Origin of the sequence: Daejeonella oryzae DSM 19973 (assembly GCF_000422945.1) — a bacterium.
Classification (GTDB): Bacteria; Bacteroidota; Bacteroidia; order Sphingobacteriales; family Sphingobacteriaceae; genus Daejeonella; species Daejeonella oryzae.
On the sequence record NZ_AUHA01000002.1, the window covers coordinates 399,958 to 412,540 of the forward strand.

The following is a 12,583-nucleotide window of genomic DNA, read 5'->3' on the forward strand; positions in this document are numbered from 1 at the left end:
CGGGCTCGATCCGTAATCTCGTTCTTGATTTCCTTCACTCCTATCTTATATTCCTAAAGAATAAAAAGTTTAGTTGACAGTCATTGCGGGCTCGACCTGCAATCTAATCGTATAAGTATTCCAATAATTAAATGCTTACTCAGAGAATTCAGGTTTCACTGCGTACCGGTTCATAAGTTAAAACAACTATCCCGCAGTCAAATGAAGTAGATTTTACCAAAGTCAGATTTTCTTTGCTGTCAAGATCAGTAAAAATCGTCATGCCTTCAGCAATTGCCACCGGATTAATAAATAAGTGAAACTCATCGATTAGCCTGTGTTTTATCAGAGAAGATACAAAAGCGGAACCTCCATAGGCAATTATATCTTTACCATCCTGCTGTTTTAGTTTGTTGATTTCTTCAACAAGATCGCCCTTCGCTAAAACCGTATTCTCCCATTCAGACTTGTCCATTGTTTTGGTAAATACTACTTTGGGCGTATTCGTAAATTTCTGTCCGGCTGTAAATTCCGCATCTTCCGGATTGGAAGCTACAGCCGCCCAATGAGGTATAAAACCTTCAGCAAGTTTTCTTCCCAAAACAATGCAATCTACCGGTTCAGTGAGATCGGCTACATATTGTTTTAATTCTTCATCCCAATCCCATATCATCCAGTCCATCTCCCCATTAGGTCCGGCAATATATCCGTCCACAGTCATTTGCACCTGAAGTTTTAATTTTCTCATGGCTCTCTAAGGTTTTTACAATACCAATTTCCTGTAAAATTTAATTAGCAAAAAAACATTTAAGTAATTAGTTGGCTGCTTTCTAATTTTTATTATTGCATGTCAGCAGGTGTTACTTCATTAGATAAAAGCCATTTAAACAACTCCCACCTTTTTGAAGGATTATTACTTGTACCGCCATTCCGTTCAATATAATTCTTTACCAGATCATACCCATACGTATAATTGATTACATAACTCTGGTACTTCCTGCTAAACGAAAGTGAACGAACTGCATCCTCCTTATTAAATAAGCCATAATTCATCAGCCAGCGAATAGCCTCATCATCATTCATGGTACCATTTATAACTCTGCGGGTTACTTCGGTGCGAACATGCTGAAGCTTGCCTTTAATAGCAAGAGCCTGATAGTAAGCGCCTATCCCTGTAGTATCTAAACCTGCTAAGGGCAATACTACCGACTTAGTAAAATTTATCTTTTCTTCGCCCGGAAAGGCAACTTCAAGTCCGTAGTTACCGCTTCCTTCTGCAATAAGCGATTGAGGGCTGAATAAAGGATAAAGCGAAATCTCAATCCAGCCCTTATTGTGGTAAAGATTCTTTTCGAACAAGGTATTGTAAACATGGTGACCGGGATACCCCTCATGACTGGCAATATCAATTACCCGGTCTATTAATGCAGTTATATCAGAATTAAACTGGATCAGGCTCTTATAATTTCCCTGATACCAGTTATAGCCACTCCAGGGCTTTCCATTAACATATTCAAGGCGAAATTCCTCCGAGTGAGGAAGTTCGACCTGTTTCCGGGTACGTTTTGCGCTTTCTGCAATACAGGTTTTAATTACAGTATCTAATTTTTCCCTGGGGATAACAAAGCGATTAGCCAATGTTTGAAACCGGGCATTTACATCTCCCCTGCCGGGTAATAATTGATCCATTTGATTTAGCAGAATACGAAAATGGTCTTCACCTAAATTAGGGAGTTCTACGCCGAACAGTTCCTTAGCCTGTAGTTCAAAAGACGCCGGTTCACCTGCAAACATTTTGATGCGGCGACTGAATGCTGTTAGCTGGCCGCGTATCCATATTGCCCGCTTGCCCAAAGATTTATCTTTTATATACGGGCGAAGCTGTTCCAGCAATATATTTGTAGTATTTAATAACCTGTCTTTCGGAAAAATGGCTTCCTTAACGCCGACAGGCTTTAGCGAATCAGGACCGTAATACGCATCTACAAAATCAGAATCATATTGTCCGATGGCTAATCCCAAACGCACATAATTTTCCGCTATTTGGTTAAACGGGGTGATACCTGATTTCTGCTTTGAATTTTGTCCGTAGGATAACAGGGGAATAAAAATGATCAGTAACACGTGTTTTCTAAGCATGCTTATTTTGTAATGGTTCATTGTCTGTTAAATTCCCAGGCCTCCCATCACCTCCAGTTCCTGTCCTTTGGAGGGCGGTCCGTTCAGAATTGGCATGGCTTTCATGATTAACTCCCTAACGCCCTCCACCTTCAGTGAATTATCGTGATCTTCTTTGCTGTCCCATATCTCAGTTATAAAAACTGCGTCGGGTTTATTTGAATCTTTGCTGACTACATACATTTTGCAGCCTTTAGCAACTAAGAGAAGTGCAGATGCTTCAATTAAAATAGAAGTAAGTTCTAAAGCATGACCTGTCTGGGCTTGTAATTTTCCGTGTAAAAGGTATGGTTTCATTGCTGGTTAAGTTTCAATATTATGATTTCCGGATTTCGATAATTTCTTCCGGATGGTATGCGTATGTAAATATGCAAGTTCCCTCAATATAATTCAATCCCACAATCTAATTATTGATATCAGAAAGCATTTGCTCGGCTTCACTTAACACTTTGTTATAATATTTTAACACCCAAAAGGCAAATCCTAAAAAGAATAAAACAGATACAGGGAAAATGATTGTCCAGAAGTTTGGTATCTGGCTGAGATTTTTCCCTTGAATTGCGGAGAACACAGGAATAATGATCAGCATGAGTAACATTCCTAAAGCCACATTCAGTTTCTGAAGTTTCTGAAATCTTATTTTTTGAGCGGCAAAACTTTTAATTGTTTCCAGGTAGGTCTTAGAAGAAATATTAATTCCTTTAACTGCCCGAAGCGATTGAAGAGAAATAATTGGCAGAATTAAAAGCAGAGCAATAGATACCAGACCAAATACCTGCATTAGCGTTTGATCTATTTTTAAAAGATTAACGCTGATGTATGCCGCGGCAATATAGCAGACAATGGTTCCCGTATATTCCGAAAAGCCAATCTTATTTAACTTAGAATGATATTTCTGCTTGCTTATCCGTTCGATCATTTGATTGCTGAGTAGTTCCTGCTTTTCCACTCTATTGGTTAATTCTGCCCAGCCTGATTTCATTTGTTCAAGTTCCATAATTATCTTTTTTTTATAATTTGTGATTTTAGCTTTTCTTTAATCCGGGAAATTCGTGTACCCACATTGCTGATGGAAATACCCACAATTGCTGCAATATCTTCGTGACTTTTCCCTTCGAGGTAAAGAATTACGATTCCCTTTTCCAACAAATTCAACATCTGGATATGTTCATACAATAAGCGAATCCGTTCCTCTTCCTCAAAATCCGCATCTTCCTTAAACCGATCCGGGGCCAGGTCAATTGAAATTGTGTTTACTCGTTTTTTGCTTTGCTTTAAATGATATATAGCCGTATTTAAAGCCACTCTGTACATCCAGGTGCTCAGGTTTGATTGTTGATTGAAAGACGGAAAAGACTTCCAAAGCTGGAAAACCACTTCCTGAAATAAATCATTTCTGTCTTCATCGCTGTCAGTGTAAAGGCTTGAAATTTTATAAATCAAGCCTTCGTTCTCTTTAATCACTTCGGTAAACCGCTGCTTTATATTCATCTAAAATTAAATTCGAGCTATTAGTGTATGAAGTTGTCAAAAAATCACAATAGAGAAGCTTTATTTTTTAAAGTGCTTCCGAGATCAGGAAAATTCACGGCTAATAGCTACATTTCAATCACGAAAATTAACAGAATTGGCATGTCAGAAAAAAATGGAGAGAAAAGCAGTCGGGTAAAAGTTGGGTTATATGCTGCTGTTGTTGTTTTTCTGGCCTACACCATGATTTTCGGCTTCCGCAAATCTTTTACAGTTGCCACATTCGACGGAATTGAAATAGCCGGTTACAGCTACAAAACAATCCTGGTTATTAGTCAGGTTTTAGGATACCTGCTTGCCAAATTCTACGGCATCAAGTATATTTCAGAACTTAAAAGAACAGGCCGCGGGCAGGTTATCCTCATTCTAACGGGAATCTCCTGGTTAAGCTGGCTGTTTTTTGCCATCGTACCGGTTCCTTACAACATTGTTTTTCTATTTATAAATGGCTTTCCTCTGGGAATGCTTTGGGGAGTTGTATTCTCTTATGTAGAGGGCCGGCGAAGTACCGATTTTATCGGTGCAACTCTGGCGGTAAGTTTCATCTTCGCCTCCGGATTTGTAAAATCTGTAGGTGCCTGGCTAATGGTTCAATTTGGTGTAAGCGAATTCTGGGTGCCCTTTTATACCGGACTGGTATTTGCACTGCCGCTTTTGTTATTTGTTTATCTGATGGAAAAAATTCCGCCTCCCAGCGAAGAAGATATTCAGCTCAGAACAGAGCGATCGGCTATGACCCAAACCGACCGCAAAAAATTTATCAGCGAATTTTCTGCCGGATTGGTGGCTTGTGTACTGATTTACTGTTTTGCCACCATCTTTAGAGATATACGCGATAATTTTAGTGCAGAAATGTGGAAAGAACTTGGCTATTTTAATCAGCCGGCTATATTTTCAAAAACAGAAACTCCCATCACCCTGATAATTTTAGTGTTGATTGGCAGCATGGTGCTTATCAAAAACAATTACAAAGCATTGCAAATGGCACATCTGTTTATTTTGCTGGGATTTGTAATTGCCGGAATATCAACCCTGGCTTTTACTGCTAAAGCCATTGAGCCTATCTGGTGGATGATGTTAGTTGGCCTGGGTCTTTATATGGTTTATATCCCGTTTAACGCCGTGTTTTTCGACCGGCTGATTTCTACCTTTAAATACACCGGAAACGTTGGTTTTTTAATCTACCTGGCCGATTCATTTGGGTATGTTGGCAGCGTGGGTGTTTTATTGAGCAAGGAAATATTCAGGGTACAATTAAACTGGGTTACTTTCTTTTCAAACAGCGTGATCTGGCTTTCGGCGATCGGGATACTGCTCACTATTTTCTCAATGCTTTATTTCGGAAAGAAGTTCGCCAGACTGAAAGCGGCAGCCATCACTGCTTAAATCTTCCTGCCTGATCTTTAAAAATAACATTTTGGCTGATCTGCACGAGAATTTCCGAAATAGATTCCTATAGATACTTCGTGCGAGCCATAATTATAGTTGCGCAGTTTGTTGAGGGAATAATCAAATGAATAAGCGATCCGTAATTTTTCGGTGGCAAACACTTCGGCAATAATACCGGTGGCGCTGCTTTTTTGCAGATCACGTTGTAAATAATCTTTGTTGTAGAGACTGAAAGAAGTACGGTAAAATGCACCTACCCATAAGCGTTCATCAAACAGCATGAAGGCGTTTACATCTACACTCGAAGGACCTGCCAGATCATCTTTTATCAGAAAAGAAGGCTTAAATTTCATAGTCGGGTTTAGGACCAGCAAGGCTCCGCCGGTTAAATAATAGTGTGGCTTTGGTATGGGCGTTAAAATGTCGGTATCGCTTTTTGGTTTCATGTAATGTGCCAGGAGATTATCGACAGAAAAACCCGCAAAATAATTTTCATTGGAGAAATAAACGCCGGCCCGGGCATCGGGCAATATGGTGGTCTGTTTTATTTGCGGAATAAACTGATCATCAGTCTCTGTTGACCGCAGCTTTGTTCCGTCTATACCCAGCTGAATGGCGCCAACTCCTAAGCCAAGTGCCAGCCTGGAAGATTCCAGGGCCCCAACCTGCAGGCGGTAGGCATAATTGGCATACGCAGACAAACTGCTTTGCGCACCAATTCTATCATGCGCAATCATTAGTCCGACTCCTACGTTCCGCCGGTAATCGGTTACCCCATCTATAGCCACCGAGGCGGTTTGCGGGGCGCCTTCTACACCTGCCCATTGCGAGCGAAGGGAACTTTGAAGATAGACTTGTTCTTTATATCCGGCGTAAGCCGGATTAATATAAATTCCGTTAAAAATATACTGACTAAACTGTGCATCCTGCTGAGCCTGGCATATTGCTGCAATACACATCAGCAGGCATATTAAAAAGTGCTTTCTCATCGAAGTAATGTTACATATCCTTTATAAACCTGCCATTTGCCGGAGTTGCCCTTAACTTTGAGAACATAGAAATAAGTGCCTTCATTTAAACCTTCGCCTGTCCATTGGTTCAGGTAACCAGTTTTTTCGTAAATATGGCTTCCCCAGCGGTTTAATATTACCAGTTCATTCTCTGCAAACAGCTCCAATCCCGGAATGACAAAACTGTCGTTTTTACCATCGCCGTTAGGAGAAAAAACATTCGGAATTTGAACGCTGATAATTTCCTTGATATCTGTTGAAATATTATTTGAGAGATCGGCATCGGTATCAACCGAACTTACTCTTGCGGTATTGGTAATGTTTCCATCTGTTAATGCTCTCACACGAATTCTCAATTCCAGCACCTGCGAACTATCCAGTTTGGGAATCATCCATTTAAAAACATTGGTTGGCTTATCATATTCCACACGGCCGGCATGTGGCATTATTGCTTCCAGATATTCTAATTCGGCCGGCAACTCATCGGTTAATACCACATTGCTGGCAAAATCGGAAGTCTTGTTAGTTACTGTAAAGAGATATTCAAATTCACCATCCCGGGTTACCGGTTTGGTTTCAGATTTTTTCACTACCGCGATGTCAACTACCGAGTACCTTACAATTACCAATTCGGCAGGAACATAAATAATCTCATAATTATCTGAGCTTAATCCCCGCGGAATAATTTCATATTTACCTTCTTCTACTGCGCCTTGTGCACTTCCCAGATAAACTAAATTACCCTGCAGACCCGATTCATCATCACCGGGAATGAAACCAATAATATTTCTACCTCCACTTCCCTGGTATGGGCGCTGGTCGTATTCCTTTTGATCTCCAATGGCTTTAACAATTAAAAGTTTCTTTTTAATTACCTGCGGCTGCACCACAGAAACACCCGGACATTGGGCCGGAGTTTTAAAATCTGCGGTGATGTTTACTTTTCCCGCTTTCAAAATCTGAACCTCATTGCCGTTTACAATACGGGCAATAGCAGGATCATCTATAGAATATTTTATTTCAGAACCGTCGCTGGCAGTTGCGTTTAATTTAAAATTCGGATCGCCGTACGTTTTATCAGGCAATGGATTAAAGGTAATTACCGGTGTAGGAAGCAGAATGACTTCTACCGGATCAGAAAGCTCAGAAGCACAGCCTTCCAGGTTAAAAGCAGTAACAGTATACAGACCCGAAGTTCCAGTCAGGTAATTATCGCTCGTGGCACCCGGAATAATCTCCCCGTTTTTAAACCATTGATAGCCGGAAGCTCCGGGCACGGGTGCCCGGAGCGTTGCGGCTTCTCCTTCACATATCTTTACTACAGGATGCGAGTCCATTCCATTCCTGGTAATACCGGGCAAACCCGATATCATAAGGAACAGGAGAAAGAATACAGCGCATCTGTTCTTCATTGTAAGATTAATTAAATTCCGGAGCGCATCGCCCCGGAATTTAAATCTGAATAAGATTAGTTAATGGTAATAGTAGGTTTACCTGGTTTAGGTGTTACGATAAATACCGCATCTGCATTGTTTTGCTGAACCACTGCATCGTAAGAAGGAAGACAAGCAGGTTTAACAGTATAAACTACCTCTACCATGTATTTAAAGCTTCCGATTTCTGTTTCGGCAACTGTATACGTATTTGTAGTATTGGACTGAAGGGCTGAGCCGATCTTAGTACCATCTAAAGCTGTTTTGTACCAGGTGTATTTATATTCAAAATCACCCACTACCGGGTTAGTTAATCCGGCAACAGAATTCTGTGCACCAGAAAATGCAGTAGTTGCGGTTAATACAATTGCCTGAGTTGCTGGAGTACTTCCCGGAAGGTTATCCACGCAATATTTTAATATTTCAGTATTGGCAACTGTAGCAACTACAGTTAGAGGAGGCAGAACATATACTGTAAAATCTTCGAATTCATCGGCCTTACAAGTTTGGTTGTTTCCGTAATCCTGAATACCGTATACTCTGTAGGTATGGTAACCGGGAGTAGCATTGGTAACCGGTAATTTGATAGTAGTTTGACCTGCAATGGCGTCGGCACCACCTGCAGAATTTACTTCATACCATTCGTAAGTAGCAAATGTATTTCCGTCTTTATCTGTTGCACTTGCATTTAGGTTAAATGTATTGCTGGCCGGACAAAATATAGCCAGAGATTTATCAAAGGCCGGAACGGTTGCTGTTGCGGGGCCGACTTTTAAAAGGCTCTGATCTGTAAAAGTCACTTGCTGGGCTGTTGAATTAAAAGCAATCAGCATGAATGTGCAAATGAAAGTCAGTTTTAAGAAAGTAAAGATTCTGTTCATAAGGCTTGTATTTATCTGTTTAATTTATTTTTATTAAAGGTGAACCCGGTTTGGGATGAATTACTAATTGAATTGTTTGTGTTTCTAAAGTGCAGGAAGGGCTTTGGTATTTGGTTACTACATAATTTCCGGCTACAGAAACCAGATAAGGCGACGCGATCACATTTCCCTGAGAATCTGTAATGATGTATGTATATAGTTCAGGATGATAATTACTGATTGATTTGCTGAGATCATAGGAGCTTCCTACGCATGTATCGGCAATAACAGACGAATTAATAACTGTGTATGCAGGAATAGTAAGAGGTATGGAAGTTTCACATAAATTGCTATCCCTTATATACAGAATATGGTTACCGCTTGCAACCCCGGTAAATACACTGCCCGGCTGATAAGATCCGTTATCCAATTTATATTCATAGGTTCCGCTGCCACCAATTCCTGTAAGGGTTATAGTTGATGAACCCGGAGAGCAGGTTATTGCTGTATGGCTTTCGCTGAGGCTTAAAGCCGGAGGTGATGCATTTATTGTAGCGGATGCAGTTGCTGTACATCCATTGGCATCCGTCACCTGGTAATTATAAATTCCGGCGGAAAGATTAGAAGTAGGCGTACCCGAAAATGTATATGGAGCGGTACCGCCTGCGGCAGATAAAGCAACACTACCTGTTCCTCCGAAACATTTGATCTGTGTTGGCAGAGCGCTTAAAGTTATAGCCGAACCCGCAACAATAGTTTTGGTAAGCGTTGACTCGCGAATTCCATCGTTAACTTTTAAGGAAGCACTAAAAGGGGCAGCCGTATTCGCAAAAACATGCACAGGGTTAGCAAGAGTTGACGTAGATCCATCACTAAAAGTCCATAAATATGAATACGTATTACTTCCTCCGGTAGTCAGGGATGTGAAATTAACCGATGTATTTGTTCCGTTATTACAACTTTTGTAAGTAAAATCAACAGATAAGGGAGTCCTGATTACTGCTAATGGAACAAATGAACATTTAGGCTCTTCAAAAGTACATTCTCCTGAAATATTTTGCTGCCAGGACATTTTAAAATTGTGAATCTTTAACACCTCTCCACAATTCCAGGTAATATTTCCCAGCTTAATTAGCGTTTTGGGGATGGCGATCTTTGAATAGAGACAATTGGTAATGCTGGTAGTGGTAGTAATTCCTGTTAAATTATTTGTAGCACTTAGGGAATAATCTACGTAGAGTGAATAACGGGTGGCATTACCAACAACCTTTAACCATAAAAAACCGGTTACCGGTGTACCCGCTGTACACGGACTTGTTAGCTCCAGTCCATTGGCATCTCCAATATAAAACTCCTGAAAAACAAAATCATTAGAGGTACAGCCTTGCGAAAACGCATTTAAAGCAGAAGCAATGCCTATAATGAAAAGAAAAATCTTCTTGCTCCAGGAATTCCCCAGGGAGAGAAGTATTTTGATTTGCCAATTGAAAAATCTTCCGGTTTTTCCATCGCTGCAATTATAATCAGTAAGATAATTACCCGATCCGGATACCATAGTTTTGTAAATAATTTCAATGGCAGAATATATTTGCCAATGGAATTTTCTACGGAATCAGGGAAAGAAAGTTTAGTTTAATTAATAAAATTAACTGGGAAGAATGATAACCCGCAATCAAAAAAGGCAAATCTTAGATCGTAACAGGATAATATTCAATTACTTATAAAACAAAAAAAGCTTCCCGTAAACGGAAAGCCTTTTTGTATGTATAATAGGAGGCCTTAGTAAGACCAAAGATCGTGTTCCCGATCCATCAGTTCTTTTTTCACTCGTTCAGATTCATATAACTTGTCTATACCAAGTGCATAATCCTTAATACGCAGATCTTCAGGGTTAGATTCTTTTACAACATAACTGGCGAACAAGCGCTTCATGAATACATCGTCAAAACTTAATCCGGTAGCATCATTCCTGCGGTTTACAACTTCCTTAGTAACCAGTAACTGGCGTGCTTCCGGAAAATAAATCCAGAATGCGGGCTGATCATCTAAAGTCTGACCAGCTGCTTTTACTTTCACCATAGGCGCAATTCCAATTATGCGTGGTTCAAAAACAGAACGCTGCTTATCAAATATCCAGTCCTCTTTTATTCTAAACTTCACAATACTATCCGCATTGAATTCACCCGGTTTTACTTCTGTTCCGGTCTGATTTCCTTCATCATCGAAAATCGGCACCAGCACGCTGTCAGCAAATTTGGACATCGCTTCTTCCGGCTTAAGAATAGTAGAAAATTCATCTCCATTCACATCATCCCTGGTAGAAGTTGCATCATACGCGGTTAGTTCACCTGCCATTACAGCTTCCATAAAAACATCAATTAAACGTCCTTTAGGAGAAGCGAAAACCATATTTTGCTTTTCTCTAAGATCCATCTCACGCCAAACACGTTTACTGAACATTACATCAGATTCACGCAGGTTAGCATAAGGGGTAACCTTAGCACTTAAAATATTGGTTTTTTTATAATAGCCATCAACCGGCCTTTCTACAGGCGTAGGTTTGGTGCTGTTATTTAAATTAGGCGTTTGTGCAAATGCTACAGCATTTACCGCTAAAAGAGCCAAAGTGAATATTTTTTTCATCATAACAGATTAATTAGCTGTTAATACAATTCCGTCTAATTGCCTTTGAGTTCCATCCGGACCAACGGCTACTATGTTATCAAAAATAACCCGCGTTCCCGGAGTTACACTGGCCATCGCCGCTCTCATCTGAGAACTTAACGTATTGCCGCTAGTTTGTAGTATCACTGCATCTGCACGCGGTTTCGCAATAACCAGGTTAAAACGAGTTACGTTAAATTTAGCATCAAAATCAAAGTTTTCGAGTATTGCAAAAACTGCATTCTGTGATTTAATCACCACAGAACTCATAGCTCCACCGGTTTTTCCTGCAAACTTTGCTTTAGGATCAGGTATCCGCTTTACGCGAAAATCACTTGTTCCAATGTTCTGCACTTTACCATTAATCTCTGCCGATACATTTACTTTGGCAGCACCTGCAGAATTTACTCTTACCGTATATTTTCCGTTCGAACCTGAAATACTACCACCGCTCATACTTACTCTCAGGTTTTCTTTCGGGATACCCGGAGCGGAAACCGAAACAGGATTAGGGACCCCGATATAAAACACATTCATTTTATCAGGAGATACCACAGCCGATGGGCGTGACACCTGATATTTCTGCTCGCTGGTTTTATATTCTTTTATACTGCCGTCAGTTTGTTTAACTCTTACTGTTCCAACCCATGAAAAAACTCCTTCACTTCCGGTATTTACCGAATAAACTCCTTTACCATCCCTAACCTGCAAACTAGATCCTCCAACAGTAATTGTAGGATTTGATTTTGAGTCGTAAGCAGTTAAAAATACTTCGGCGGTATATGGCTGACCGGCTATAACATAAGAAGTTGGTGCTACTGCTACTGCGGCAAACTGATCCAGATTGACTACTGCCTGATCCATTTTACCGAAAATTTTCTTCACTACATCCGACTCAGCATTTTTAGTATCAGCCTGAATTTTTGTAAGGATGGTCATTGCTGCGGTTAAGGGAGTTCCTTCACCAAAATTAACATCTTCCCAGGTACGTTTTCCACCCATTGGTTTTGCAGGATCTTTTGCCTCTAATGAAAAAGTTAAACTAGACCGGTCTTTTGGTTCAATCAGATTAATTAATTTTTCACGTGTTTCATTAATCTTGGCTTTCAAGCGGGCGCCTTCCTTTTTATTGATCATGATACCGGTTGCAATATCAAGGTTAGAACGCTCTACCAGATCACCCGTTTCCGGATCATACCCATTACCTTCTTTAATAAACGTTTGCTTAAGTTTCTCCAGGTAACCGTTCAATTCTGCTGAAATTGCACGTGCCTGTTTTGCCTTTTCGTAAATTGGTTTCGCCCTTTCCGGCTCTTCCTTCAGTTTTGTATTTTCAAAGGAAGTAAATAATTGATTTACGCTGTTATTAACATTTGTTTGTGATGTAGCTAAACTATCATTGATATTTTTAAACGCATTTAATATAGTATCTGATACATTTAACGCAAGCATAGCTAACAATACCAAATACATGATATTGATCATCTTCTGCCTGGTTGATTCTTTACCTCCGGCCATTTCTTATTTCCAGTTTTAGAGT

At 40.1% G+C, this 12,583-nt stretch carries 12 protein-coding genes; 1 reads left to right on the forward strand and 11 read right to left on the reverse strand.

Annotated elements, in window-relative coordinates:
• Positions 1–148: 148 nt before the first annotated feature.
• The 5 genes from G521_RS0102035 to G521_RS0102055 all read right to left on the reverse strand — a co-directional run bounded on the left by G521_RS0102035 (position 149) and on the right by G521_RS0102055 (position 3,648).
• A complete protein-coding gene (locus G521_RS0102035; RefSeq protein ID WP_026897028.1) occupies positions 149–727 on the reverse strand; it encodes a dihydrofolate reductase family protein in 579 nt (192 codons plus the stop codon).
• 92 nt (positions 728–819) lie between these two features.
• The gene (locus G521_RS0102040; RefSeq protein ID WP_026897029.1) at positions 820–2,118 is read right to left on the reverse strand and encodes a hypothetical protein; all 1,299 of its coding nucleotides are present in this window, start codon (positions 2,116–2,118) and stop codon (positions 820–822) included.
• 27 nt (positions 2,119–2,145) lie between these two features.
• A complete protein-coding gene (locus tag G521_RS0102045) occupies positions 2,146–2,454 on the reverse strand; it encodes a putative quinol monooxygenase (protein ID WP_026897030.1) in 309 nt (102 codons plus the stop codon).
• A gap of 106 nt (positions 2,455–2,560) precedes the next feature.
• Positions 2,561–3,154 carry a hypothetical protein gene (locus G521_RS0102050; RefSeq protein ID WP_026897031.1) on the reverse strand — a complete coding sequence of 198 codons (594 nt, stop codon included), beginning with the start codon at positions 3,152–3,154 and terminating at the stop codon, positions 2,561–2,563.
• Between the two features lie 2 nt (positions 3,155–3,156).
• On the reverse strand, positions 3,157–3,648 hold the full coding sequence (locus G521_RS0102055; RefSeq protein ID WP_026897032.1) for an RNA polymerase sigma factor: 492 nt from the start codon (positions 3,646–3,648) through the stop codon (positions 3,157–3,159).
• 141 nt (positions 3,649–3,789) lie between these two features.
• Between G521_RS0102055 and G521_RS0102060 the strand changes: the two genes are divergently transcribed.
• Positions 3,790–5,073, forward strand: a complete 1,284-nt coding sequence (locus G521_RS0102060) for a DUF5690 family protein (protein ID WP_026897033.1) — start codon at positions 3,790–3,792, stop codon at positions 5,071–5,073.
• Positions 5,074–5,090: 17 nt separating this feature from the next.
• Here G521_RS0102060 and G521_RS0102065 read toward each other — a convergent pair whose 3' ends face one another.
• The 6 genes from G521_RS0102065 to porM all read right to left on the reverse strand — a co-directional run bounded on the left by G521_RS0102065 (position 5,091) and on the right by porM (position 12,561).
• Positions 5,091–6,035, reverse strand: a complete 945-nt coding sequence (locus tag G521_RS0102065) for a PorP/SprF family type IX secretion system membrane protein (protein ID WP_245580819.1) — start codon at positions 6,033–6,035, stop codon at positions 5,091–5,093.
• A gap of 26 nt (positions 6,036–6,061) precedes the next feature.
• Positions 6,062–7,498 carry a T9SS type B sorting domain-containing protein gene (locus G521_RS17610; protein ID WP_026897035.1) on the reverse strand — a complete coding sequence of 479 codons (1,437 nt, stop codon included), beginning with the start codon at positions 7,496–7,498 and terminating at the stop codon, positions 6,062–6,064.
• A gap of 56 nt (positions 7,499–7,554) precedes the next feature.
• Positions 7,555–8,400, reverse strand: a complete 846-nt coding sequence (locus G521_RS0102075; protein WP_155975639.1) for a hypothetical protein — start codon at positions 8,398–8,400, stop codon at positions 7,555–7,557.
• 19 nt (positions 8,401–8,419) lie between these two features.
• Complete coding sequence (locus G521_RS0102080; RefSeq protein WP_026897037.1) at positions 8,420–9,934, reverse strand: PKD domain-containing protein; 1,515 nt, start codon at positions 9,932–9,934, stop codon at positions 8,420–8,422.
• Between the two features lie 224 nt (positions 9,935–10,158).
• Positions 10,159–11,022: a type IX secretion system ring subunit PorN/GldN gene (gene porN, locus G521_RS0102085; protein WP_026897038.1), complete on the reverse strand. Its 864-nt coding sequence runs from the start codon at positions 11,020–11,022 to the stop codon at positions 10,159–10,161.
• Between the two features lie 9 nt (positions 11,023–11,031).
• On the reverse strand, positions 11,032–12,561 hold the full coding sequence (porM, locus tag G521_RS0102090; protein ID WP_026897039.1) for a type IX secretion system motor protein PorM/GldM: 1,530 nt from the start codon (positions 12,559–12,561) through the stop codon (positions 11,032–11,034).
• Between the last annotated feature and the right edge of the window lie 22 nt (positions 12,562–12,583).

What these genes read in the sequence shown, in the direction of transcription:
- G521_RS0102035 (WP_026897028.1), bottom strand. Translation starts at nt 727, where the DNA reads ATGAGAAAATTAAAACTTCAGGTGCAAATGACTGTGGACGGATATATT.
- G521_RS0102040 (WP_026897029.1), bottom strand. Translation starts at nt 2,118, where the DNA reads ATGCTTAGAAAACACGTGTTACTGATCATTTTTATTCCCCTGTTATCC.
- G521_RS0102045 (WP_026897030.1), bottom strand. Translation starts at nt 2,454, where the DNA reads ATGAAACCATACCTTTTACACGGAAAATTACAAGCCCAGACAGGTCAT.
- G521_RS0102050 (WP_026897031.1), bottom strand. Translation starts at nt 3,154, where the DNA reads ATGGAACTTGAACAAATGAAATCAGGCTGGGCAGAATTAACCAATAGA.
- G521_RS0102055 (WP_026897032.1), bottom strand. Translation starts at nt 3,648, where the DNA reads ATGAATATAAAGCAGCGGTTTACCGAAGTGATTAAAGAGAACGAAGGC.
- G521_RS0102060 (WP_026897033.1), top strand. Translation starts at nt 3,790, where the DNA reads ATGTCAGAAAAAAATGGAGAGAAAAGCAGTCGGGTAAAAGTTGGGTTA.
- G521_RS0102065 (WP_245580819.1), bottom strand. Translation starts at nt 6,035, where the DNA reads ATGTGTATTGCAGCAATATGCCAGGCTCAGCAGGATGCACAGTTTAGT.
- G521_RS17610 (WP_026897035.1), bottom strand. Translation starts at nt 7,498, where the DNA reads ATGAAGAACAGATGCGCTGTATTCTTTCTCCTGTTCCTTATGATATCG.
- G521_RS0102075 (WP_155975639.1), bottom strand. Translation starts at nt 8,400, where the DNA reads ATGAACAGAATCTTTACTTTCTTAAAACTGACTTTCATTTGCACATTC.
- G521_RS0102080 (WP_026897037.1), bottom strand. Translation starts at nt 9,934, where the DNA reads ATGGTATCCGGATCGGGTAATTATCTTACTGATTATAATTGCAGCGAT.
- porN (WP_026897038.1), bottom strand. Translation starts at nt 11,022, where the DNA reads ATGAAAAAAATATTCACTTTGGCTCTTTTAGCGGTAAATGCTGTAGCA.
- porM (WP_026897039.1), bottom strand. Translation starts at nt 12,561, where the DNA reads ATGGCCGGAGGTAAAGAATCAACCAGGCAGAAGATGATCAATATCATG.